This is a genomic window from Pseudoalteromonas sp. MMG012 (assembly GCF_018100875.1).
Classification (GTDB): Bacteria; Pseudomonadota; Gammaproteobacteria; order Enterobacterales; family Alteromonadaceae; genus Pseudoalteromonas; species Pseudoalteromonas aurantia.
In genome coordinates, this window is sequence record NZ_JAGJEF010000064.1 from 1 (window position 1) to 23916 (window position 23916).

22 protein-coding genes are annotated in these 23916 nt (G+C 41.0%); 18 read left to right on the plus strand and 4 right to left on the minus strand.

The genetic code is table 11. The features are described from left to right. Positions 1-377: 377 nt before the first annotated feature. The 15 genes from rsmD (at position 378) to serA (ending at position 15409) form a co-directional block, all read left to right on the plus strand. Positions 378-980, plus strand: a complete 603-nt coding sequence (gene rsmD / locus J8L97_RS17700; RefSeq protein WP_211051877.1) for a 16S rRNA (guanine(966)-N(2))-methyltransferase RsmD — start codon at positions 378-380, stop codon at positions 978-980. A gap of 125 nt (positions 981-1105) precedes the next feature. Beyond that, on the plus strand, positions 1106-1321 hold the full coding sequence (gene rpsU, locus J8L97_RS17705; RefSeq protein WP_010362466.1) for a 30S ribosomal protein S21: 216 nt from the start codon (positions 1106-1108) through the stop codon (positions 1319-1321). A 20-nt stretch (positions 1322-1341) separates the two neighbouring features. Then, the gene (locus tag J8L97_RS17710; RefSeq protein ID WP_211051848.1) at positions 1342-1788 is read left to right on the plus strand and encodes a GatB/YqeY domain-containing protein; all 447 of its coding nucleotides are present in this window, start codon (positions 1342-1344) and stop codon (positions 1786-1788) included. A gap of 104 nt (positions 1789-1892) precedes the next feature. Then, positions 1893-3650 carry a DNA primase gene (dnaG, locus tag J8L97_RS17715; RefSeq protein ID WP_210997219.1) on the plus strand — a complete coding sequence of 586 codons (1758 nt, stop codon included), beginning with the start codon at positions 1893-1895 and terminating at the stop codon, positions 3648-3650. A gap of 104 nt (positions 3651-3754) precedes the next feature. After that, positions 3755-5593, plus strand: coding sequence for an RNA polymerase sigma factor RpoD (gene rpoD / locus J8L97_RS17720; RefSeq protein ID WP_192508604.1), 1839 nt, complete (start codon positions 3755-3757; stop codon positions 5591-5593). A gap of 78 nt (positions 5594-5671) precedes the next feature. Next, the gene (gene prmA / locus J8L97_RS17725) at positions 5672-6556 is read left to right on the plus strand and encodes a 50S ribosomal protein L11 methyltransferase (RefSeq protein WP_192508605.1); all 885 of its coding nucleotides are present in this window, start codon (positions 5672-5674) and stop codon (positions 6554-6556) included. A gap of 252 nt (positions 6557-6808) precedes the next feature. Further along, positions 6809-7780, plus strand: coding sequence for a tRNA dihydrouridine synthase DusB (gene dusB, locus J8L97_RS17730; protein ID WP_211051849.1), 972 nt, complete (start codon positions 6809-6811; stop codon positions 7778-7780). Positions 7781-7798: 18 nt separating this feature from the next. After that, the gene (fis, locus tag J8L97_RS17735; RefSeq protein WP_005491017.1) at positions 7799-8089 is read left to right on the plus strand and encodes a DNA-binding transcriptional regulator Fis; all 291 of its coding nucleotides are present in this window, start codon (positions 7799-7801) and stop codon (positions 8087-8089) included. A 248-nt stretch (positions 8090-8337) separates the two neighbouring features. Beyond that, a complete protein-coding gene (purH, locus tag J8L97_RS17740; protein ID WP_211051850.1) occupies positions 8338-9924 on the plus strand; it encodes a bifunctional phosphoribosylaminoimidazolecarboxamide formyltransferase/IMP cyclohydrolase in 1587 nt (528 codons plus the stop codon). A 97-nt stretch (positions 9925-10021) separates the two neighbouring features. Beyond that, entirely contained in the window at positions 10022-10855 is an 834-nt protein-coding gene (locus J8L97_RS17745) for a class I SAM-dependent methyltransferase (RefSeq protein ID WP_211051851.1), read from the plus strand. A gap of 15 nt (positions 10856-10870) precedes the next feature. Further along, positions 10871-12154 (plus strand): phosphoribosylamine--glycine ligase, encoded by a 1284-nt coding sequence (purD, locus tag J8L97_RS17750; RefSeq protein WP_211051852.1) that lies wholly within the window; start codon positions 10871-10873, stop codon positions 12152-12154. A 122-nt stretch (positions 12155-12276) separates the two neighbouring features. Continuing rightward, the gene (locus J8L97_RS17755) at positions 12277-12816 is read left to right on the plus strand and encodes a hypothetical protein (protein WP_192508610.1); all 540 of its coding nucleotides are present in this window, start codon (positions 12277-12279) and stop codon (positions 12814-12816) included. Between the two features lie 2 nt (positions 12817-12818). After that, the gene (locus J8L97_RS17760) at positions 12819-13439 is read left to right on the plus strand and encodes a 5-formyltetrahydrofolate cyclo-ligase (protein ID WP_211051853.1); all 621 of its coding nucleotides are present in this window, start codon (positions 12819-12821) and stop codon (positions 13437-13439) included. A 74-nt stretch (positions 13440-13513) separates the two neighbouring features. After that, positions 13514-14167, plus strand: a complete 654-nt coding sequence (rpiA, locus tag J8L97_RS17765; RefSeq protein WP_211051879.1) for a ribose-5-phosphate isomerase RpiA — start codon at positions 13514-13516, stop codon at positions 14165-14167. A 12-nt stretch (positions 14168-14179) separates the two neighbouring features. Continuing rightward, positions 14180-15409 (plus strand): phosphoglycerate dehydrogenase, encoded by a 1230-nt coding sequence (gene serA / locus J8L97_RS17770; RefSeq protein ID WP_192508612.1) that lies wholly within the window; start codon positions 14180-14182, stop codon positions 15407-15409. A 79-nt stretch (positions 15410-15488) separates the two neighbouring features. On the opposite strand, the gene J8L97_RS17775 is transcribed toward serA, so the two are convergent. Both J8L97_RS17775 and radA read right to left on the minus strand, forming a co-directional pair. After that, positions 15489-16409 (minus strand): hypothetical protein, encoded by a 921-nt coding sequence (locus tag J8L97_RS17775; RefSeq protein ID WP_211051854.1) that lies wholly within the window; start codon positions 16407-16409, stop codon positions 15489-15491. A 13-nt stretch (positions 16410-16422) separates the two neighbouring features. Next, complete coding sequence (gene radA, locus J8L97_RS17780) at positions 16423-17793, minus strand: DNA repair protein RadA (protein WP_192508614.1); 1371 nt, start codon at positions 17791-17793, stop codon at positions 16423-16425. Positions 17794-18002: 209 nt separating this feature from the next. Here radA and J8L97_RS17785 point away from each other — a divergent pair, with 209 nt between their 5' ends. Next, complete coding sequence (locus J8L97_RS17785; protein WP_211051856.1) at positions 18003-20498, plus strand: PilZ domain-containing protein; 2496 nt, start codon at positions 18003-18005, stop codon at positions 20496-20498. 24 nt (positions 20499-20522) lie between these two features. Here the strand turns inward: J8L97_RS17785 and ampE are convergent, their stop codons facing one another. Together ampE and ampD are read right to left on the minus strand one after the other, a co-directional pair. Then, positions 20523-21377, minus strand: coding sequence for a beta-lactamase regulator AmpE (ampE, locus tag J8L97_RS17790; protein ID WP_211051858.1), 855 nt, complete (start codon positions 21375-21377; stop codon positions 20523-20525). 13 nt (positions 21378-21390) lie between these two features. Continuing rightward, complete coding sequence (gene ampD, locus J8L97_RS17795; protein WP_211051861.1) at positions 21391-21930, minus strand: 1,6-anhydro-N-acetylmuramyl-L-alanine amidase AmpD; 540 nt, start codon at positions 21928-21930, stop codon at positions 21391-21393. A 140-nt stretch (positions 21931-22070) separates the two neighbouring features. Between ampD and nadC the strand changes: the two genes are divergently transcribed. Both nadC and J8L97_RS23580 read left to right on the plus strand, forming a co-directional pair. Further along, positions 22071-22928, plus strand: a complete 858-nt coding sequence (gene nadC / locus J8L97_RS17800; protein ID WP_211051862.1) for a carboxylating nicotinate-nucleotide diphosphorylase — start codon at positions 22071-22073, stop codon at positions 22926-22928. 506 nt (positions 22929-23434) lie between these two features. After that, the gene (locus tag J8L97_RS23580) at positions 23435-23896 is read left to right on the plus strand and encodes a prepilin-type N-terminal cleavage/methylation domain-containing protein (RefSeq protein ID WP_282098556.1); all 462 of its coding nucleotides are present in this window, start codon (positions 23435-23437) and stop codon (positions 23894-23896) included. Positions 23897-23916: the final 20 nt, after the last annotated feature.

Genomic DNA, 23916 nt, shown 5'->3' on the forward strand with positions numbered 1-23916 from the left:
AAGTTGCTTTGCTTGCTCTTTAGCGAGTTGCCCTTCTTGTGACTCTTGTTGTGCTTGCTGTTCAGCTTCTTTCTTGCCAAAACCTAACCAAGACAAAAATTTATTCTTTTTTCCCATACTCGCTAAATACCATGTCAATAAATCTGATAAACTAAACTACAGTTTTGAGTTGACTCCGATGACAGAGCCTGCCCAAAACAACGTGTATGATCAGCCTTATCTTCCTACTTACCAATAGTTAGCATTAAAAGTAAGGGGATAAAGCTGACCTAAAATTAAAAATTGCTGCGCAGTGTAACATGTTCCTAAGGGATGAAAAATGCACGCTAAGTGATTTATAACATATGAAACATTCAGATAGTGCGAACTGGCATACAATGAGAAAGAAAACCCCTGTTAAAAAAGTAAACGCCGATGGATTTATTCGAATTATTAGCGGAAAATTCCGAGGCAGAAAGCTGCCAGTCAAAAACGTTGAGGGATTAAGGCCCACAACGGATAGAATGAAAGAAACTGTGTTTAATTGGCTAATGCAAGATACCAGAGACGCCAGAGTATTAGACTGTTTTGCGGGTTCTGGTGGCCTTGGTTTTGAAGCAATATCACGCTTTGCTGAGCATACTGATTTTATCGAATTAGACAAATATGCGGCGGCACAAATACAAAAAAATATCGATACATTAGAACTAAACCATGCACAGATATTTAATAACAATAGTATTACTTTTTTAGAAAAAGGAAATACAGGCAAACCATATAGCTTAGTATTTGTAGACCCCCCTTTTAGAAAAGACTTCGCGCATCTTTGCTGCCATGCTTTAGAAACCCATAATTGGCTTACTAATGACGCTATTATTTACGTTGAAATTGAAAAAGAGCTCGATTTTAGCGCCCCAAAGGAGTGGCTGTTATTAAAAGAAAAGCAAGCAGGACAAGTACTTTGTAAGCTATATCAACGTTCGGCGCTAGCAAGCATTTAATTTGCGCTAATTTAAGCTTTACATATGGTAAGGCTTCAGATTACAATACCGCACCATTTTTGAACCACTTGATCAATCTTTGATCAGCGTGAGCATAGCTCATTAATTAGGTAGGTGAATTTTTAATGCCAGTAATTAAAGTAAGAGAGAACGAACCATTTGACGTAGCACTTCGTCGTTTCAAGCGTTCATGTGAAAAAGCAGGTATCCTTTCAGAAGTTCGTCGTCGCGAGCATTATGAAAAGCCAACAGCAGAGCGTAAGCGTAAAAAAGCTGCTGCAGTAAAGCGTCATATGAAAAAGCTTTCTCGCGAAAACGCACGTCGCGTTAAATTATACTAATTTGTTTAGGTCTTGTATAAATGAGCCTTTTAATTAAGCTAAAAGACGCACAGAAAGATGCCATGCGCGCAAAAGACAAGATTCGTCTTGGTGCAATTCGTATGGTACTTGCTGAAATTAAACAGCGTGAAATTGATAACCGTGTAACACTAGATGACGCAGATATTACCTCTGTACTAGTGAAACTGGTTAAGCAACGTCGTGACTCATATACTCAGTTTACTGATGCTGGTCGCGAAGATTTAGCTGAAATTGAAGCTAATGAAATCAAAGTGCTTGAAACTTTCTTGCCTCAGCCTTTGACTGATGAAGAAATCATTGCTTTGATTGATTCTGCTGTTACCGATACTGGTGCTGCAGGTATGCAAGACATGGGTAAAGTTATGGGTATAATCAAGTCTAAAGCTGAAGGTCGCGCCGATATGGGCAAAATCTCAGGTTTAATTAAACAACGATTAAGCGCATAGTCCCAACATACATAAAGTATGATTAAGTAAACCGAGCCTTGCGCTCGGTTTCTTCGTATAAGCATTAAATTTTTGTTAGGAACGCTACAATAGCGACATAGCATATGGCTGGAAAAATCCCAAGACAATTTATTGATGACTTGCTTGCCAGAACCGATATTGTCGATCTTATAGACGCGCGTATCGGATTAAAAAAAGCAGGTAAAGATTATCAAGCTTGCTGTCCATTCCATAACGAAAAATCCCCTTCTTTTACCGTCGCTAGAGACAAACAGTTCTATCATTGTTTTGGCTGTGGTGCGAATGGTAATGCTATTTCATTTATTATGGAGTACGACAAGCTCGAGTTTGTTGATGCGATCGAGGAGCTGGCAAACTTACTTAACCTCGAAGTACCTCGAGAGCATGGCTCTGGAGCTCCTGAACGCAGTATTGAACAAAAACGTTCAGATTATGACTTGATGTTACAAACCGCACAGTTTTATCAGCACCAACTTAAACATCATAAAAATGCAGCTAATGTAATTGAGTATGTCAAAGGTCGAGGGCTCTCAGGAGAAACCGTTCAACGTTACATGATGGGCTACGCACCTCCTGAATGGGAAAGCTTATGTCAACAAATCGGCCGCACAAACGCACATAAACAGCAGCTCGTTGAATTAAAGCTCGCCTCAGAAAAAACACCAGGTCGACAGTTTGACTTTTTTCGTGACCGCTTAATGTTCCCTATCAGAGACAAACGAGGGCGTGTTATTGCCTTTGGTGGGCGTGTAATGGGCGCAGATCAAGGACCTAAATACTTAAACTCCCCAGAAACCCGTATTTTTCACAAAGGGTTTGAGCTGTATGGTTTATACGAAGCTAAACAAGCGAACAATAAACTTGAGCAAATCCTCATTGTTGAAGGGTATATGGATGTAGTCGCACTTGCTGAGCAAGGAATTTCTTATTCAGTAGCAGCTTTAGGCACAGCAACAACCGCAGAACATATGCAAACTCTATTTCGTACAACCGACAAAGTAATATGTTGCTACGATGGAGATAGAGCTGGGCGCGATGCTGCATGGCGCGCACTTGAACATGCTTTACCGAACTTAAAAGACGGGAAAGCATTACAATTTGTATTTTTACCTGATGGCGAAGATCCTGACTCATTAGTGCAGCAAGAAGGTAAAGATGCATTTGAGGCCCGCTACCACTCAGCTGATGACTTCTCTAAAGTACTTTTTAATAAATTAGCGCAAAGCTGTGAATTAACTTCAGATGCTGGCAAAGCTAAGTTAATGAGTGATGCATTACCACTCATTAGTAAAGTACCCAGCGAGTACTACCAAGAAGGTTTGCTTAATACCCTTGCAAAATTAATTGGCCGTACACGTGAACAACTAAGTACAAAACTCACGACACCAAAGCAACAGCAAAACATTGAGCGCAAATTTAAAGTGACTCCGATGCGCAGAGCGATAGGTTTACTTGTACAATATCCTAAATTAGCAACAAATATTGAGTACTTACCTGACTTAGCGTTAATGAAAATACCCGGTATTGAATTGCTATTAAGACTTCAATCAGTATGTTTACAGCATCCACAATACACGAGTGCTCAACTCCTAGAGTCTTTTCGTGATCAGCCTGAATATGACTCCTTGAGAAAACTCGCAGTGTGGCGCCATGACATCGATGAGCAAGCTCTAGTAAAAGAATTTCAGCATACTTTCAAATTTATTGAAGATCAGTGTTTAAATTTTCGGTTAGAGACATTATTAATAAAAGACAAAACTCAGGGCCTAAATAGTGATGAAAGACTAGAATGTGCATTATTAACTCAAGCTTTGACTAGCAGAAGAACTAGTCAAAATTAATTTTTGCTGTTATAATGTTCTATTCACGTGCGTCACGTAAATTATTCAGGTGTAGTAACTGGCGCCTGTTGTATCAACTTATCAGAGTGGAAGCATAATTCTCTATGGATCAAACTCCTCAGTCACAACTCAAACTTCTGATTCAGAAAGGTAAAGAGCAAGGTTACTTAACGTTTGCAGAAGTTAACGATCACCTTCCACAAGACATAATAGACTCAGATCAAGTAGAAGATATTATAAGCATGATCAATGATATGGGTATTAAGGTTGCTGAAAATGCGCCTGATGCCGATGAATTGATGATGCAGGAAACCACAACCGATGAAGACGCAGCTGAAGCTGCTGCAGCGGCATTGGCAACGGTAGAAAAAGAAATTGGTCGTACAACAGACCCTGTGCGTATGTACATGCGTGAAATGGGTACTGTTGAGCTATTAACTCGTGAAGGCGAAATAAAAATCGCTAAGCGAATTGAAGAAGGTATCAATCAGGTACAAATCTCTGTCGCAGAGTACCCTGAAGCAATTACTTATTTACTTGAACAATGGGATAAATTTGAAGCAGAAGAAATGCGCCTTAGTGACATTGTTTCTGGTTTCTTTGATCCTGATGCTGAAGAGACACAAATTACTGCAACACACATTGGTTCTGAGCTAAGTGATAAAGATTTAGCCGATGAAGACAATGAGTCTGACGACGACGATGACGAAGATGAGGTAGACACAGGGCCAGATCCTGAAGAAGCGCGCGAGCACTTTGAAAAGTTACGTTCGTTATATACAGCAGCTCGTAAAGTATTTGAATCTAAAGGCCGTTCACACCCTGATGCGCAAGTTGCAATTCAGGAAATTGGTGACTTATTCCGTACTTTCAAACTTGTACCTAAACAGTTTGATCGTATGGTTAACAATATGCGTGAAATGATGGACCGTGTTCGGGTTCAAGAACGTATTGTTATGAAGCAAGCTGTACAAATAGCAAAAGTTCCAAAGAAAACATTTGTTAAGCATTTCGCCAACAACGAAACGGATATGGCATGGGTTGACGCTGAAATCGCTGCTGGCGAAAAATATTCAGCTAAACTAGCTGAAGTAAAGCCTGAAATCGAACGCTGCATCAATAAGCTGAGTGTAATTGAAGAAAGTACCGGCCTGAGCATCGAGCGTATAAAAGACATCAACCGTCGCATGAGTATTGGTGAAGCAAAAGCCCGCCGTGCGAAAAAAGAAATGGTTGAAGCAAACTTACGTCTTGTAATCTCTATTGCGAAAAAATACACCAACCGAGGCTTACAATTCTTGGATCTGATCCAAGAAGGTAACATTGGTTTGATGAAAGCGGTAGATAAGTTTGAATACCGCCGTGGTTATAAGTTCTCAACTTATGCAACGTGGTGGATCCGTCAGGCTATTACACGGTCAATTGCTGACCAAGCACGAACAATCCGTATTCCTGTGCACATGATTGAAACGATTAATAAATTAAATCGTATTTCACGTCAAATGCTGCAAGAAATGGGTCGTGAGCCTAGCCCTGAAGAGCTGGCTGAGCGCATGATGATGCCAGAAGACAAAATTCGTAAAGTACTGAAAATTGCCAAAGAGCCAATCTCAATGGAGACGCCCATTGGTGATGATGAAGACTCACATCTTGGTGATTTCATCGAAGACACAACGATTGAGTCTCCGATTGATTCAGCAACAATGGAAAGCCTTCGTGGTGCCACCAATGAAGTGCTGGCAGGCTTAACAGCAAGAGAAGCGAAAGTATTACGGATGCGTTTTGGTATTGATATGAATACCGACCATACACTTGAAGAAGTAGGTAAGCAGTTTGACGTAACCCGTGAACGTATTCGTCAGATTGAAGCGAAGGCATTACGTAAGTTACGCCACCCTTCTCGCTCAGATCTATTAAAAAGCTTCTTAGATGTAAAAGGCTAATCCCTTTTTACAAAAAGATTTTTATCTAAAAAGGCCGCTTTAGCGGCCTTTTTGTTGACATATTTATTAGGAATAATCATGGCTTGGATCCAAATCCGAATTCACGCAAACAAAGACTCTGCCGACCAACTTAGTGACTTATTACTGGATGTTGGCTGCCCTTCAGTGACCTTTATGGACGCCAGCAATAATCCTGTCTACGAGCCTAAGCCAGGCGAAGTGATCTTATGGCCTGATACGCTTGTTATTGGCCTTTTCGATGCAGCTCATGATATGGATGTAGTCGTTGCTTACCTCAAAGCCAATAGTGACTCTGAGCTTACCTATAAGATTGAGCAGCTTGAGGACAAAGACTGGGAACGTGAGTGGATGGATAACTTTCACCCAATTAAGTTTGGCGAGCGCCTGTGGATCTGTCCAAGCTGGCGAGATATTCCTGAACCAGATGCAGTCAATGTATTACTCGATCCTGGCCTTGCGTTTGGCACCGGGACTCATGCTACCACATCACTGTGCTTAAAGTGGCTAGAACGCCAAGATTTAACCGGTAAAACCGTCGTTGATTTTGGCTGTGGCTCAGGCATCCTAGGCATTGCAGCCATTAAGCTTGGCGCTGAGCGCGTGATCGGTATCGATATCGACCCTCAGGCACTCGCTGCAAGTAAAGATAATGCAGGCCGCAATGGTGTTGCTGATCAGCTTGAAGTCTATTTACCGGAAAACCAACCTGAATTTAGTGCTGATATTGTGGTTGCCAATATTCTCGCTCAACCTCTGCGAGAGCTGCACGAAATCATTTTAGCATTTCTAAAACCAGGTGGTGAAATCGCCATGTCAGGAATTTTAGAAGAGCAAGCTCAGTCTGTTGCAACAGTTTACGCGCCATTTATTCAACTTGATGACATTGCACAAGAGGGTGAATGGACACGTGTAAGTGGCCATAAAAATATCCGTGAGAGTTAGTAGTTTGTAACTGGTAAAGCCTCGCTTTAACAGGCTTTACCTTTTATTCTCATAAAACAGTCTGAACATTTTTCAATCAACATGAAAAATTCAGATTAAAAAACAGTCAAATAAATCGAACTCTCAAACTGTTATAAAAAGTCAACCCACTAAGTTTAAAAAAAAAGCAATAATGTTCAATTTATAGCCTTTGATTTTTGCAAAAAAAGCCGTAAACTTAGCGCCCCTTGAAAAGAGGCAGATTGAACTACTGTGCGTATTGGTCCTTACCAACTTGATAACAACATTATTGTGGCCCCTATGGCAGGGATCACAGATAGACCGTTTAGGCAACTTTGCCGCCAATTAGGGGCAGGGTTAGCTGTTTCGGAAATGATGTCTTCAAATCCAAAGGTATGGAAAACTGACAAATCGATGAACCGCATGGATCATAGTGGTGAGTCAGGCGTTCGTTCAGTACAAATTGCTGGTGCCGACCCGGAATTAATGGCGCAAGCAGCTCAGTTCAATGTTGCAAATGGGGCACAGATCATAGATATCAATATGGGCTGCCCCGCAAAGAAAGTGAATAAAAAGCTGGCAGGCTCAGCATTGTTACAATATCCAGATTTAGTGGAAGAGATAGTTGATGCGGTAGTAAATGCTGTTGAGGTACCTGTAACACTTAAAATCCGCACAGGATGGAATACGGAAAATCGTAACGGCGTTGAGATTGCCAAAATTGCTGAACGTAATGGCATTGCTTCACTTGCTGTACATGGCCGCACAAAAGCGTGTATGTACAAAGGTGAGGCTGAATATGTCACGATTAGGGATATAAAGCGTTCGGTATCAATACCAGTGGTTGCCAATGGTGATATCACATCACCAGAGAAAGCGAAGCAGGTACTGGAATATACGGGTGCAGATGCCATCATGATTGGTCGAGCCGCCCAAGGTCGCCCTTGGATTTTTAGGGAGATAGACCACTTTTTGCAAACTGGAAAACACCTACCTACGCCAGAAATATCTGAAGTACGTAGTATTTTGATGGAGCATTTAATTAATCTTCATCAGTTTTACGGGGAGCCAATGGGAGCGCGTATCGCACGTAAACATGTATCTTGGTATTTGCAAACCCATGACCAAGCAGGTCAGTTTAGGCGAGTATTCAATGCCCTCGAAGCGCCAAATGAGCAAATCGAGGCATTGGAAAAATACTTTGAAACACTAGCAGCTAACTAAGAAAGAAAGAGACATACGATGTTCGAACAAAATGTGACTTCTCCATTTATCACTAACGCTCATGTTCAGTCACAAGAGAAACCGCAACCTTTACGTGATGCAGTAAAAAAAGCTGTTCACCACTATTTAAAGCAGCTTAATGGTCAAGATGTACAAGACGTATACGACCTTGTTCTTTCTGAGCTAGAAGCGCCATTACTTGAAGAAGTAATGACGTATACACGTGGTAACCAAACACGTGCAGCAATCTTATTAGGTATCAATCGTGGTACTCTTCGTAAGAAGCTAAAAAAATATGGCATGAACTAAGCTCTGCTTAATTCATACTAAATACAAAAAGCACTTAATTGTGCTTTTTGTATTTTATAGCGTATTTTTCTCGCTGACTTTATTCTTGGTTAACACCTTATCTTTACATTAAATCCTTGCTAACCAAATAAATTGTAATTTTCTCAACCGCACTTTTGTCTTTTCCATCGTTTTCTTCTCCTAGATAGGCTAAAATAGCGCCCTTCTAAGCTAGCCCTTAACTTATCATTGAGGAAACCCTAACCATCATGGATATACATCGTCCAATTCGTCGCGCACTATTAAGTGTGTCAGATAAAACCGGTATCGTTGAATTAGCCCAAGCACTGAGTGCACAAGGCGTTGAAATTTTATCAACTGGCGGTACATATAAATTATTAGCTGATAACGGCATTGCTGCCACGGAAGTATCTGACTATACAGGTCACCCTGAAATCATGGATGGCCGCGTTAAAACACTTCACCCGAAAGTGCATGGCGGCATCTTAGCCCGTCGCGGTCAAGATGAAGGCGTTATGACAGAAAACGATATTTCTGCAATTGACATGGTTGTGGTTAACTTATACCCCTTTGCACAAACTGTTGCAAAAGCTAACTGCAGCCTTGAAGATGCAATTGAAAACATTGATATCGGCGGCCCAACGATGGTCCGTGCAGCAGCAAAAAATCACAAAGATGTGACTATTGTTGTTAATGCGCAAGACTACACCCGCGTTATTACTGAGCTGAACGAAAACAATGGCTCAACAACCTACCAAACACGCTTTGATCTTGCTATTGCCGCTTATGAGCACACAGCACAGTACGACGGTATGATTGCCAATTACTTTGGTAAAATGGTGCCTGACTACACTGAAGAAGCAGCCGTTGAGACTAAGTTCCCACGCACTATCAATATGCAGTTCACTAAAAAGCAAGACATGCGCTATGGTGAAAACTCTCACCAAGATGCGGCTTTTTATGTTGAGAATGATTTACAAGAAGCATCTGTTGCAACCGCAACACAGTTACAAGGTAAAGCGCTTTCTTTCAACAATATTGCTGATACCGATGCAGCCCTTGAATGTGTCAAAGAATTTGACGCACCTGCATGTGTGATTGTGAAACATGCAAACCCATGTGGAGTGGCCGTTGACGAAAGCATTTTAGCTGCATACGACAGAGCCTTCAAAACAGACCCAACATCAGCTTTCGGCGGTATCATTGCATTTAACCGTGAGCTAGACGCAACGACAGCCGAAGCAATTGTTGCACGCCAGTTTGTAGAAGTAATCATTGCCCCAAGTATCAGTGAAGAAGCGGCGAAAATTGTTGCTGCAAAGAAAAACGTTCGTTTACTAGAATGTGGACAATGGGATGCGAAAACAACCCAATCTGATATCAAGCGCGTCAATGGTGGTATTTTAGTTCAAGATCGCGACCAAGGCATGGTTACGCTTGATGACTTAACAGTTGTGTCAAAACGCCAACCAACAGAGCAAGAGCTTAAAGATTTACTATTTTGCTGGAAAGTCGCTAAATTTGTTAAGTCAAACGCAATTGTTTATGCGCGTGACGGAATGACGATTGGTGTTGGTGCGGGTCAAATGAGCCGCGTTTATTCAGCTAAAATTGCTGGTATAAAAGCCGCTGATGAAAACTTAGAAGTGAAAGGTTCAGTCATGGCATCTGATGCATTCTTCCCATTCCGCGATGGTATTGATGCAGCAGCTGCTGCTGGTATTACTGCCGTCATACAGCCTGGTGGCTCAATGCGTGACGAAGAAGTCATTGCTGCAGCTGATGAAGCTGGTATGGCAATGGTATTAACTGGCATGCGTCACTTCCGCCATTAATCTACTCGCACGAAACGTTTATCGTTTCGTGCTTTTTGTTTGCCCTAAATTCAAGTATTCTGCTTAAAACACAATCACAAAAGTGAAGGACAGAAAAATGAAATTTGGATTAAAAACACTTCTTGCAGCAAGTATCGTAGCCGCTATTGCCGGCTGTGCTAGTAATGGAAACTCAGGCTCTCAAGCCGCTTCTGAACTCGTTTCTGCTGCAAATAATGCTGAGCGTACGGAAAAAAATCGTGCGCGTGATCAGTATCGAAACCCTGTTGAAACACTTGATTTCTTCGGTCTACAAGCTGATATGACCGTGGTAGAAATTGCACCTGGGGGAGGATGGTATTCTGAGATACTTGCACCTGCTGTTAAAGGCAACGGTACTCTATATGCTGCGCACTTCCCAGCAGACTCAGAGGTTAAGTACTATCAACGCTCTTTAGCTGGCTTTAAAGATAAAGTTACAAAAGATAACCGTTTTAGCGAAGTTAAAATAACCGAATTTGCACCGCTTACACATTCAGATATAGCGCCGACAGGCTCTGCTGATATGGTGCTTACATTTAGAAATGTCCATAACTGGTATATGCGTCAAGGTGATGAAGGTGTATTAAATGCATTTCAAGCATTTAACAAAGCACTCAAACCCGGCGGTGTACTCGGTGTGGTTGAACACCGTTTGCCTGAACATCGTGATGATGCTGATCAAAAACGATCTGGCTATATGAAACAAAGTTATGTCGTTGATATAGCGAGAAAAGCAGGATTCGAATTAGTGGCTGAAAGTGATGTGAACGCTAACCCCTTAGACAGTGCTAATCACCCAAAAGGTGTTTGGACATTGCCACCACGCTTAGCATTGGGTGATAAAAATGCAGATCAATATAAAGCGATTGGGGAAAGTGACCGCATGACGCTCAAATTTAAAAAGCTTTAATAGGAAAATTAAGCCATGAATGTACTGGTCATTGGCAGTGGCGGTCGTGAACACGCTCTTGCGTTCAAAGCCGCTCAAAACCCTTCAGTAAAAACTGTTTTTGTCGCACCTGGTAATGCAGGTACGGCGCTTGAGCCTAAATTAGAAAATATTGATATCAAGGTGGAAGATCTAGATTCACTGGTATCTTTTTCAAAAGAAAACAATGTTGAACTTACCATTGTAGGCCCAGAAGTACCTTTGGTGCTAGGTGTTGTTGACCGCTTCCGTGAAGAAGACCTTGCTATTTTTGGTCCTACTGCTGCAGCCGCACAACTTGAAGGATCAAAGTCGTTCACCAAAGACTTTTTAGCGCGACATAACATTCCTACTGCTGACTACCAAACTTTTGAACAGATCGAGCCTGCGCTTGCGTACTTGCAAGAAAAAGGTGCTCCGATTGTGATCAAAGCAGACGGCTTAGCGGCAGGTAAAGGTGTCATTGTCGCCATGACAGAAGCTGAAGCTGAAGAGGCCATTCGCGACATGCTCGCTGGTAATGCATTTGGTGAAGCTGGTAGCCGTGTCGTAATTGAAGAGTTTCTTGAAGGTGAAGAAGCTTCATTTATCGTAATGGTTGATGGCAAAAATGTGTTACCATTCGCCACCAGTCAAGATCATAAACGTGCATTTAATGGCGATTTAGGTCCAAACACTGGTGGTATGGGGGCATACTCCCCAGCACCCGTTGTCACAGGCGACATTCATCAACGGATCATGGATGAAGTTATTTTTCCAACCGTCAATGGTATGGCAAATGAAGGTAACCCATATACAGGCTTTTTATACGCAGGTCTGATGATTGCTGCTGATGGTACACCTAAAGTGATTGAATATAACTGTCGTTTTGGTGACCCTGAAACGCAACCAATTATGCTTCGTTTGCAATCAGATCTTGTTGAATTGATTGAAGCTGCTAACCGACAAGAGCTTGATAGCACAACAATTAAATTTGACCCACGTGCAGCTGTTGGTGTGGTATTAGCAGCGAAAGGCTACCCTGCAAGTTATCCAAAAGGCGATGTTATCTCTGGATTACAGGAGAGCTATGCTGAAGGCGAAAAGGTATTTCACGCTGGTACCAAGCAAGACGGTGAGCATGTTGTTACAGCCGGTGGGAGAGTGTTGTGTGCAACCGCACTAGGACATACGGTGACTGAAGCACAAAAGCGTGCATATGCTTTGGCTGCAGATATACAATGGGATGGTGTCGAATATCGTACTGATATAGCCTATCGTGCCATCGCTAGAGAACTATAATTATCTCTAATAAGGCCAGCGCTCGCTGGCCTTTCTTTTATTACCGCAGTATCTGTGTGATTCGCATCACATGAAAAATTGGGTATACTCAATCCAATAGTATAATTATTAGGATTGCGCTCATGACGGACAAATATCGCGTTGTATTTACGAGCTTAAATGAAGGTATCTCAGCCGCAGAAGCGACCACAAAGTTAAGCCAAAAGCTGAAAATTCCAGAGTCAAAAGTACAAGCGTTCTTTGCAGGCAAACCCCTATTCTCCATCGCAGATAAAGAAAAAAGTACTAAGCAGCTTAAACTACTTGCTTCATTGGGCATACAAGCAAAACTTCAACCAGCTAGTTCTCCCTCTACTTCACAGCTCGCTCAAAGCCAACGTGATGAGAGATTGTTTGGTGCCTTAGACTATATTACAAGTAGTTTAATTCGAATTGAAGAACGTTTGGAAGAATTAGAGCAGCGCCTTCCTGAACAACTCCCTGAAAGTAATGAAAAAGCCTCAGAACAATGGGAAGATGATGAACTCTTCGAAGAGCTTGAATTAGACTCCCCTCCCCCGAAGCGCAGCAAAACAGTTCAATATGGCTTGGGTGCGATACTCATCATATTATTAATCATATTGGCACTTGCGATTGCTTTTCCTAACCTCGTAGCAATGTAACTATGAGTAACACATTTCAATATGCTTGCGACAAACACAGACAGGATCGCGCAAAAATTCGCCAGTCAGTTAGAAATGCACGTAAATCTCTGACGTGTGAAGCGCAAAAAACAGCCGAAACAGCCCTTTGTATTAATTTTTTTCAATATGTAAAACCACCTAAAAACGCCAAAATCGCCCTTTATTTAAGCAATGATGGAGAACTCAAAACAAATAAATTAATTCAGTATCTTATAAAAGAAAATCACACTGTATACCTGCCCGTAATCCACCCTTTTAACGGCACTACATTACTATTTCAAAAGTATGAAAAAAATTCACCCATGGTCCATAACCGCTATGCTATCTTGGAACCTGAATTGAATTGCAGTCATATATGCCCTTTGTACTCTCTAGATTACTTATTTACACCACTGGTTGCCTTTGATGAGTTTGGGAACAGACTTGGTATGGGGGGGGGCTATTACGATAAAACTTTGGCCAATTATTATCGTAACAACATCGCAAAGCCCATTGTCTTAGGTTTAGCTCATGACTGTCAAAAAGTTGAAAAGTTACCAATAGCGGCTTGGGACGTGCCACTGCAACATATATTAACGCCCACTAAATTTTATACTTGGTAAATTATATCTCAGGTATTTAATCAGATATTTTGAGGTATACTGCGATAAATTTTGATAACAAAGTGAATTGCGTGATGACCCAAGATGAAATGAAAAAAGCGGCTGCATGGGCTGCACTGGATTACATAGAAGAAAATACCATCGTTGGCGTAGGCACTGGGTCTACCGTTAACCATTTTATAGATGCACTTGGCTCAATTAAAGACACCATTAAAGGCGCTGTTTCTAGTTCTGAGGCATCAACAGAGAAGCTTAAAGCACTCGGTATTGAAGTATTTGAACTCAATGATGTGGCTCAGCTCGACGTTTACATAGATGGCGCTGATGAGATAAATCATAGTAATGACATGATCAAAGGCGGTGGTGCTGCTTTAACTCGAGAAAAAATAGTTGCTGCAGTAGCAAATAAATTTATCTGCATCGTTGACAATACCAAGCATGTCGAAACACTTGGTACTTTTGCATTGCCCGTTGAAGTTATTCCAATGGCGAGAAGCTATGTCGCACGAGAATTGTTAAAGCTAGGTGGCGATCCGGTATATAGACATGGCGTAACAACGGATAATGGCAATGTTATCTTAGACGTTCATGGCTTAAGTATCTTAGAGCCAAAGCAACTTGAAGAGAAAATAAACCAAATCGTGGGCGTAGTGACAAATGGCTTATTTGCACAACGCGGCGCTGATATTGTTATAACCGGCACCCCTGAGGGTCCCAATATAAATTAACAGGAATGAGACATGAGTACGGTATCGTTAGCTAAAGAGAAAATCAAAATACTACTCCTAGAAGGTATTCACCAAAGTGCTGTAGAAACACTTAAACGTAATGGTTATAGTAATATTGATTATGTCAAAACGTCGCTACCTGAAAGTGAATTGATTGAGCGGATCAAAGATGTCCACTTCGTTGGGATCCGCTCTCGTACACATTTATCTCAGTCAGTGCTTAACGCAGCAGAAAAGTTAGTCGCTGTGGGGTGCTTCTGCATTGGGACTAACCAAGTTGCACTCAACGCTGCAAGAGAGCGTGGTATCGCTGTATTTAATGCCCCTTTTTCGAATACCCGTTCTGTTGCAGAGCTAGTATTAGGTGAGATCTTATTACTGCTTAGAGGGATCCCACAAAGAAATGCGATGGCACATCGTGGAGAATGGCTAAAATCAGCAATCGGCTCGTATGAAGCTAGAGGTAAAACTCTCGGGATCATTGGTTATGGACATATTGGCACTCAACTTGGGATCATGGCTGAAAATATCGGAATGCGAGTAGAGTTTTACGATATTGAAGATAAGCTCACTTTAGGCAATGCACAACAAGTACAGAACTTAACTCATTTATTACAACGAGCTGATGTTATTAGTCTCCACGTTCCTGAAACACCATCGACTAAGAACCTCATTGGCTTAGCTGAGCTAGAGGTTATGAAACGCGGCGCTATTTTAATCAACGCGTCTCGAGGTACTGTTGTCGATATTGATGCATTAGCTGAATCTTTACGTGACCAAAAGTTAGCTGGAGCTGCGATTGATGTATTCCCTACAGAGCCTAAATCTAACGATGAAGAGTTTATTTCCCCATTACGAGAATTTGATAATGTGATTTTAACTCCACACGTTGGCGGTTCTACACAAGAAGCACAAGAAAATATTGGTATTGAAGTCGCTGGAAAAATTGCTAAATACTCTGATAATGGCTCAACTTTAAGTGCAGTTAACTTTCCTGAGGTTTCTTTACCTGAGCTTGCCAATCGCAGCCGTTTACTCCATGTACACCAAAACCGCCCCGGAGTATTAACGCAAATAAACCAAGCTTTTGCGCAACACGGTATCAATATTGCTGCGCAATATCTACAAACTGACGACTCCATTGGTTATGTCGTGATTGACGTAGATAGCGATCATTCAGAAGTCGCATTAAAAGAGCTCAGCGCGGTGGAAGGGACTATAAGAGCACGTATCTTACATTAATAGTAACTCACAGATAGGTGTAAATAGTGTTTAACATGGCTAAATACACCTGATCATCGGATAAAAGTCTGTTGTTAAGCTATTTTCCGTGAACTTCCAAGTTCATTAATTTAGCTAATTCTTCAGGCTGTTCTGCAAGAGACATTACATGTTGTGATACTGTTTGAATATCACTATCACCTGGTAGAGATACTGAAACACGCAGTGATTCTTTCCCTTGTACAAATGCAACAATTGCGTCCTTTGCAATCTGTGGAAGCGGCGCTTGTGTCAGTTGCATTTGTAGCATATTTTCAAAACTCACTTGATCTAGTCCAGCCATCGCTACTTGGTCATCCAATAGTTGTGCCAATTGGCCTTTATTTTCGATCTGAAGCTGTAGAGATTTTGGAGCCAGCTGCTGCATTGCACCCATAAGTTTAGTTTGTATCTGTAGCTGTTCTTCCACAGTTAACGCGGCAACACTTTGCTGCTTTTGCATATCAAAAGATACATCCATTAAAGGGCCGCTATTGTTGAGCTCCATATCAAAGTCAAACTGTGCGATATTATGTGCTGCTAATGCCAACTTTAATTGGCTATATCCTGTTTCAGCATCAAAGGCCAATGACGTACTAAAATCATACTTCGCATCCAATAAAGGCTTGGGCGTATCAAGACTATTGTTTTTAATCGCTTCAAAGAGCGAAAAACCATGGATGTTTACTTGCGTAAACTCACTAATGCTTTCTTCTTCATAACCAATAAGAGCAATTTCCTCAATTCCAAAAGCCGATACACCTTGTGGGTCCGAAACCATCAGACCATTGACAACAATATTACCATTAAACATATTCACTGAGGCATCGGCATAGTCAAACTGCATACCTGAATCCCCAACAGCAATAGCTAGTTGGGTTTGTAATTTCTCATCAACAACTTGATTCATATGTGATTGCAATGCCACATACCCTGCTGCAAGTGCGCCTGTGACTAGCAACATAATGACTGATTTTTTCATCTATTTTTCCATTTTAAAATAAAGCTTCAAGGGCATCACTTAAGCAGTTAACAGCGATGACTTCCATACCCTCGATGATTTCCTTTGGTTTATTTGCACTTGGTACAATAGCACGTTTAAAGCCATGCTTAGCAGCCTCTTTTAACCTTTCCTGGCCACTGGGTACAGGCCTAATTTCACCGCCAAGCCCGACTTCACCAAATACCACTAACTCACGGTCTAATGCATAATTCTTAAAACTCGACACCAGTGCGGTAATAAGTGCTAAATCAGCACTTGTTTCCGACACTTTAACGCCGCCCACAACATTAACAAACACATCTTGGTCAGCAACTTGCAAACCTCCATGGCGGTGCAAGACAGCAAGTAACATAGCGAGTCGATTTTGTTCCAAGCCAACCGTTACCCTTCTAGGGTTTGCGAGCTGTGAATAATCCACCAGAGCCTGCACTTCAACAAGCAATGGACGCGTTCCTTCCCAAATAACCATCACCAAAGACCCTGGTGTTTGCTCTTCTCCCCGATTAAGGAAAATAGCCGATGGGTTACTGACCTCTTTAAGCCCTTGCCCTGTCATCGCAAAAACCCCCAACTCATTGACGGCTCCAAAACGGTTTTTGTTACCTCGTAAGGTTCGAAATCGACTGTCGCTACTCCCTTCAAGTAAGATAGAACAATCTATACAGTGCTCCAATACTTTAGGGCCCGCAAGAGAGCCATCTTTTGTGACATGACCAACCATAAAAATAGCAACCTGATTTTGCTTCGCAAAACGCGTTAAATACGCCGCACTTTCTCGCACTTGAGATACACTTCCAGGGGCTGATTGAACATCACTCATATGCATGACTTGAATTGAATCAATAACCATAATGCTTGGCTTTTCTTTCAACGCTAACTGACAAATCGTTTCTACATTGGTTTCAGCTAATGTCCTTAATTTGTTGGTCGGTAAACCTAACCTATGGGCTCGCATAGCGACTTGCTGCAGAGACTCTTCACCTGTCACATAGAGCGTGTTCATTGATTCAGCAAGTAAACACATCGTTTGCAACAACACTGTACTTTTACCGGCACCGGGAGATCCCCCTATCAAAATTGCACTTCCAGGTACAACCCCGCCCCCAAGCACTCGATCGAACTCTTTAAAACCTGTTGAAAAACGCGGTAGACTTTCTAAATTCACTTCATCCAGAGTTTGTACTGTTGCTTCAACCATACCTGCATACCCAGACATTGCTGAACCTTTTGGTGGTGCTTTCACCGACGGTACTCTAAACTCTGTCACCGTATTCCAAGCGCGACATTCTGAGCATTGCCCTTGCCAACGCGCAAATTCCGCACCGCAATCATTACACACAAACGCAGTTTTCTTTTTCACCATAATAAAGGCACACTTATTGCTTAATTAATTTTTAATCTAACTTATCCGGCAATATATACGAAATACTGGCACTAACAAGCTGAGTTTCTGTAATTGTTTACGAATAATGTTAACTATGACCTAATATTGTCATAGTATTGGCTAAGTATTTAGAAAATTATAACGATATAGCCTCAGGGCAAGAATACAGGTAAGAATACGGTTCATTTATGGCTGAAGATAAGCTGCAAAAATATCAACCCCTCATCGACGATTTAAAGTTGCAATTAGGCGATCCTAATTTTGACCAAATTTTTGCACAAACGACTTCTTCGCTGTCAAAACCAGATCAATTCTTATTAAAAATGGAGATGTCTCGACTCTCTCAGCCAGTAGCCCGATTTATTGACTTACGAGGCCAAGTCGCTGGTGAAGTTAAACCTTACGAACATGATGGTAAGCAGCACTTTATGGACAATGTTGCTATTGATGTATTTGAGGAAGAATTAGCAAGACATGGAAAATATACTTTAGCTGTATACGAAGCAGTAATGCACACTGAAAATAATTACAAGGTGATGCAAAAAAACCTAGATGAGCAAGGGGCATCTTCACAATCTGAAAAGCAGCTAGCCAATGGAACAAAGCTTATACGCTTTGCTTCCTATGAAAGCCGCTGTGAAGAGCGAATGAATTACTCGATTAAAATTACCGTTGACTTAGGTAAAGAAGGCACTGTATCGGCCACTACATCTGACATTTCCCTCAGTGGTGCAAAGATAAAGCTTTCTCCAAATTACTCTCTTGTACCAGAGCAACTCATTGGTATTAGATTGGTTGGCTTAGAACAAGACTTTGAGTTGGGATTAAAAGGAGGGGTTCAATATGAAGTTGTTGCTGTTGAGCCTGTTTCGAGGGACTACCAACACATACGTCTAAAACGGACCTTTATTGAAAATAACTCTGGATTTGATGAATTTTTACAGAGCTTTATACATGGAAATAAGCGCCGCTATAAAATAAACCTCGATAACACAATGGATGCGGTTGTATGTAAAGGATATGAACAATTTTATTTACCTAGGGTGAGCTCATTATTCATATACTTCGCAAAGAAAGGCAAACATTTACTTCCGACCATTGCGCTAACAAATGAAAATAACGCATACATAAACTACTACTTTGAAGACGAACGTAAAATTTCATGCTTATATAGTATTTTTAGTCAAAGTAGGTTAGCGCGAATACTTGCATTTCCAAACGCAGTCAAAGAAGCGACGGTGTATACTTTCACACACTCCAATGGTGGCAAAATATACTACTATTCAGCCTTTGGATATGAACTTGACGAACATCCAGAACTCAAAGCCTTGTTTCTTGGCTTTGGTAGCCAAAAAGAGAGCTGGCGTACCTATAAAGTTCAGCTCATGCCTAGCCATCACGAAGATGCCTTTATTCCTCTATCTTTACCTCTTAGCGCAGGAAAGAATGTCGAAAAGCTCAACAAAAGACCGACGCCTCGAGTGCAAGGTATTATCCAAGACGTAAAATTCTTGATGCTACTAACTGATATTTCAAGTAAACAGCAATTAAATGCTTATCAAGCCCATCAATTTGATAGTAACTCAGTAAATAAGCTAAAAGCATTTGGCCATGGTAAAGCCACAAACCCGCCATCACTCGAAGTTGTTGCGTTAGAATACGTAAACTTACGCTCTCATAAGCGCTATTTATACAAAACAGCCGTCACCATGCACGTTGATTCTGAACACGCTGACTCTGGTAATACCCGAGACTTTTCAGTGATGGGGTTACAACTCGAGACACCATCACCTTCGACCGTTAAAAAAGGTGATATTGTTCATTTAGAACTGCCCGACTTGCAAAAAATAACCAAACAACATCAACTGAATAACCTTAGATATGAAGTTATGGCTGTCAGTAAATCTAAAACCATTATCAATCTCAAGGTCAGCAGGTTAACAGATTTACCTCATGTCGGAATGGAGTTTTTTAAACAGCTTATCGATATGAACAAAACTAAGCTGCACGCATGTGAAGAAACACCAAAAATCCCGGGGTTATCTACTGCACTCAGAAACATGGTCACAAAAAGTGTATGCCAATTTCCACTATATATTCATAAAGAATCGGCACTATTTAATATTGGTGCTATCGGCCTTGGCCTATACCCAACAAATCTGCACAAATTATTAATGGCCTATCATAAAGGGGGCGTTGAGCACTTAGATGCCACCAATCTGTTCCCCGAGAACTTCATTGAAGAGCATTTAAACGAGGCATTCCGTCATATTAGCCGCCAAGATAAGCCTTTAAAATATACTGTATTTGTTCGTTTCGACAGTACCAAAGAACACCTATCCGATGCGATAAAAAGTCAATGTATTGCTTTTGATGAACCAATAGAGCCGCTTTACTTATTTTTGAAAAAAGCGATTAAGAAAGACATACTATTTGTATTCCATTTGCATATTTCAAAAACCGGTCGTCCTGATACCGATTACTTGGCAAATGAATTACGATACGTCAGTCACTACGCATTACACAAAGCTAAGGATCTAGAAGAGGCACTTTGGTCTGTAACCGGTGTGTGTGACTTAATCGATATTAGTGATGAAGCAATACGTCAACTTGATGTTGAGCCGCGGCTTGTCAAAGCCATGTTAGAACGCAAAAAACAGTGGTTAGACGGGCTTCTGCATTAATCAGGGCCCGTATATCACGCTAAGCTAAGCTAACAACCCAAATAGAGTTAAAGATGCAACAAGTGCTAAAAACAGCAATACATTACGTTTCACTAATCGCATCATGCATGTTGCCTCATAAGTACATCCAACATAGTGCTGCTCTATTTGCTCTGCTGCTAACGCTGTTGTCGTTACAAGTTTGCGGTTTGATGTTGAAAAGTCCAGTGCATACTTAATAAAATGGTGTGTTCCTTTAGAGAAGTTACCAATAATCAAGTAACCAAAACTCGTAAGTCGTGCGGGTAGCCAGTTTAATATAAACAATAATGCATTTAATCGTACTTGGTGGCGTGCATAAGGTGATGTTTGTGATTGCTCACTCGCAATATCAAACGCTGAACGAATTGATGCGTATAACACAGCGCCGGGTATGCCTAATAGCACAAACCAAAACATCACAGCACAATAATAACGGAAGTTTATCCATGCTAGCGTTTGCCCGAACCACTCCCCGTCTTGCTCACACTCAGTCCTAATTTGGCCCATTTGCAACGCATAAAGTGTAGCGGCTTCTTTGTCTCCGCGCGTTAAGGCATTCAGATAGCCTTTATACTTTTTCCTCGGCACGGCACACCCAAAACATATAAGGAGCAAAACTGTATTTATAGTGAACTGCCAAACTATGAAATCTGAAATTTGATATACCGCAGCAATCAAAAGCACGGGAAGCAGTAAGTAAGATATGAACCCCATATCTTTGTTTAACAGTTTACTGATAGTCTTATTGTCGTAGCCTGACTTCAAATAACGCGTCAAATAATAATCTATTTGCCAATGTAAACTACGTGCACCTAATCGCTCTAATGCCAAAGCAAGAATAATAGAGATTAAGATCATAACCTGTCTCTTTCTATGTAATTAAATCTAAAAGTTTTTGCCACTTAAATATAGCGCCAGGGTCTGTTTTTCTTCCCGGTGCTATATCACAATGCCCCACAATTCTATCCAGTGAAATAGCAGGATAATAGTGCCTAATTTCTCGGGTCAATGCAGCTAAACTAGCATATTGCTCAGTGGAATACTCTATGCAATCTGTTCCCTCAAGCTCTATACCTATACTAAAGTCGTTGCATCTTGCTCGTCCAGCAAACTCTGAGACCCCAGCATGCCAAGCCCGTTTACCAAATGGGACATATTGCAATACGGAGCCATCTCTACGGATAAAGCAATGTGCCGACACTTTTAATCCTCGTAAATCAGAAAAGCTCGGATGTGCATCACAATTTAACTGCCCAGTAAATAAACTATCAACATAAGGCGTACCAAATTGCCCCGCTGGTAGGGAAATATTATGAATCACCAACAATGATATCTCTTCACTATCTGGTCTGTCATCAAAAAATGTACAAGGACGAGGAGATGCCAAATTCGACCAATCTCGTTGAGTCATGTCATTCACTTATTTAATCATTTAATCTATTTTTACCATAACAAGCTTTATTTAAATTCACTACCTTGATTGTGTAATAGTCCGCTACGCAGTAAAATTTACTGAATTCTCTTAAATATAAACATATAAGTGACGGTACTATGCAAAGCCAACTCATCACATCTGAACTCATTACTTCATTGGTGACCCAAGCATTAAATGAAGACTTAAATTTTCAAACAGCCAGTGATGGTGATATTACCGCACAATTGATCCCTGAAGCACAACAAGCAAATGCTTTTGTTATTACGCGTGAAGATTGCATATTTTGTGGCGCAGACTTAATTTTAGAAGTATTCAAACAGGTTGACCCGAGTGTTGTAGTGAATGTATTAGTCAAAGATGGTGAGAAAGTGACTGCAAACACTAAATTATTTACAGCTAAAGGGTCGGCCCGCGCAATATTAACTGCTGAGCGTACCGCTTTAAACTTTGTCCAGTCACTCAGTGGGACAGCAACCACAACCGCACAGTACGTTGCTGTACTTAAAGGCAGTAATACACAACTACTTGATACGCGAAAAACAATCCCAGGCCTACGTGCATTGCAAAAATATGCGGTCACCTGTGGCGGTGGTAAAAACCATAGAATAGGTTTATTTGACGCTTTTTTAATCAAAGAAAACCACATCGCTGCATGTGGTGGGATAAATGCAGCTGTTACTCAAGCCAAAGCGAATCATGCAGACAAAGCGGTAGAAGTTGAGGTCGAAAACTTAGATGAGTTAAAGCAAGCGCTGGAAGCAGGTGCAGATATTATTATGCTTGATAACTTCAGCGTGCCTGATATTCAAAATGCTGTCGCACTCACTCAAGGGAAAGCCAAATTAGAAGTCTCTGGTAATATGACAATCGAGACCCTTACTACTTATGCGCAAGCTGGTGTGGACTTTATTTCTAGCGGTGCACTTACAAAAAACTTACAAAGTATCGACCTTTCCATGCGTTTCGATACTTAATCGAGATCAATAAGAGGGTGATCAAGTCAAAAATAGCCACCTAATCAATTGACAGGTAAGTGAAAAAAAACTTTAATACGAACAAAGAACCAGAATGTAACAAAAAATTTATCAATAATGGTTAAATTGATGATAAAGTATGGTTAGTTTCAGCTTTTTGCTTAGTTACAGGCTAAAATATCATTAATTTTTCTTGTTACTATCAGTAATTGTTATTAAAGTATTAGCCAGTAATGACCGATAATATAGATACAATGTGTTGCGGTGATAACAGAGTTAAACTAGGAAACCCAAATAAATCATTGATAAATATCATAGGTTCATTTGGATAAATTGACTCAATATTCTAAACTTTGTTAACAAAAGCAACAGAGTTAATAAAGGAATATGAGTCAAAGTATCGCAAAGCCGAAAGGGTTTCGCGAGGTTGCCAGCTATTGCAATAATTTTAATAATCACCTAACTTTGTAATTAAAGTTAGATATACATCCTTTAGGAGACACATCATGACTAAACAACACCAGGGTGGTTTTACCCTTATTGAATTAATGATTGTAATTGCAATCATTGGTATTTTAGCCGCAGTTGCATTACCTCAATACAGTGATTACACTAATAGAGCAAAAGCAACGGAAGTTATGCTTGCCGCAAGTACGGTTAAAACATGTGCATCTGAAAAAGCACAAGTAGGCGCGAGCCCAGCTGACTGCTCTGCAGACTTTAAAGCCACCAAATATGTTTCAGCTGTCGCAATTACAACTACAGGCGCCATTACTGCCACTGCTGCTGATGACCTGCTTGGTTTAACAATTGTCCTTACGCCACAAAATGGTGACAATGCTGCCACTGCTGCTAACTTTACCGCTGGGTTTACAATTACTGAGTGGACATGTACTGGCGCAGCCACTGGAACAGCGAAAACATCTTGGTTGCCAAGCAGCTGTACTGTTGCTGCATCAGATGGCTAAATTTAGGTTAAATTCGATAT

Excerpts from the sequence above, each read along its gene's own strand:
- rsmD (WP_211051877.1), top strand. The coding sequence starts at position 378 with ATGAGAAAGAAAACCCCTGTTAAAAAAGTAAACGCCGATGGATTTATT.
- rpsU (WP_010362466.1), top strand. The coding sequence starts at position 1,106 with ATGCCAGTAATTAAAGTAAGAGAGAACGAACCATTTGACGTAGCACTT.
- J8L97_RS17710 (WP_211051848.1), top strand. The coding sequence starts at position 1,342 with ATGAGCCTTTTAATTAAGCTAAAAGACGCACAGAAAGATGCCATGCGC.
- dnaG (WP_210997219.1), top strand. The coding sequence starts at position 1,893 with ATGGCTGGAAAAATCCCAAGACAATTTATTGATGACTTGCTTGCCAGA.
- rpoD (WP_192508604.1), top strand. The coding sequence starts at position 3,755 with ATGGATCAAACTCCTCAGTCACAACTCAAACTTCTGATTCAGAAAGGT.
- prmA (WP_192508605.1), top strand. The coding sequence starts at position 5,672 with ATGGCTTGGATCCAAATCCGAATTCACGCAAACAAAGACTCTGCCGAC.
- fis (WP_005491017.1), top strand. The coding sequence starts at position 7,799 with ATGTTCGAACAAAATGTGACTTCTCCATTTATCACTAACGCTCATGTT.
- purH (WP_211051850.1), top strand. The coding sequence starts at position 8,338 with ATGGATATACATCGTCCAATTCGTCGCGCACTATTAAGTGTGTCAGAT.
- J8L97_RS17745 (WP_211051851.1), top strand. The coding sequence starts at position 10,022 with ATGAAATTTGGATTAAAAACACTTCTTGCAGCAAGTATCGTAGCCGCT.
- purD (WP_211051852.1), top strand. The coding sequence starts at position 10,871 with ATGAATGTACTGGTCATTGGCAGTGGCGGTCGTGAACACGCTCTTGCG.
- J8L97_RS17755 (WP_192508610.1), top strand. The coding sequence starts at position 12,277 with ATGACGGACAAATATCGCGTTGTATTTACGAGCTTAAATGAAGGTATC.
- J8L97_RS17760 (WP_211051853.1), top strand. The coding sequence starts at position 12,819 with ATGAGTAACACATTTCAATATGCTTGCGACAAACACAGACAGGATCGC.
- rpiA (WP_211051879.1), top strand. The coding sequence starts at position 13,514 with ATGACCCAAGATGAAATGAAAAAAGCGGCTGCATGGGCTGCACTGGAT.
- serA (WP_192508612.1), top strand. The coding sequence starts at position 14,180 with ATGAGTACGGTATCGTTAGCTAAAGAGAAAATCAAAATACTACTCCTA.
- J8L97_RS17775 (WP_211051854.1), bottom strand. The coding sequence starts at position 16,409 with ATGAAAAAATCAGTCATTATGTTGCTAGTCACAGGCGCACTTGCAGCA.
- radA (WP_192508614.1), bottom strand. The coding sequence starts at position 17,793 with ATGGTGAAAAAGAAAACTGCGTTTGTGTGTAATGATTGCGGTGCGGAA.
- J8L97_RS17785 (WP_211051856.1), top strand. The coding sequence starts at position 18,003 with ATGGCTGAAGATAAGCTGCAAAAATATCAACCCCTCATCGACGATTTA.
- ampE (WP_211051858.1), bottom strand. The coding sequence starts at position 21,377 with ATGATCTTAATCTCTATTATTCTTGCTTTGGCATTAGAGCGATTAGGT.
- ampD (WP_211051861.1), bottom strand. The coding sequence starts at position 21,930 with ATGACTCAACGAGATTGGTCGAATTTGGCATCTCCTCGTCCTTGTACA.
- nadC (WP_211051862.1), top strand. The coding sequence starts at position 22,071 with ATGCAAAGCCAACTCATCACATCTGAACTCATTACTTCATTGGTGACC.
- J8L97_RS23580 (WP_282098556.1), top strand. The coding sequence starts at position 23,435 with ATGACTAAACAACACCAGGGTGGTTTTACCCTTATTGAATTAATGATT.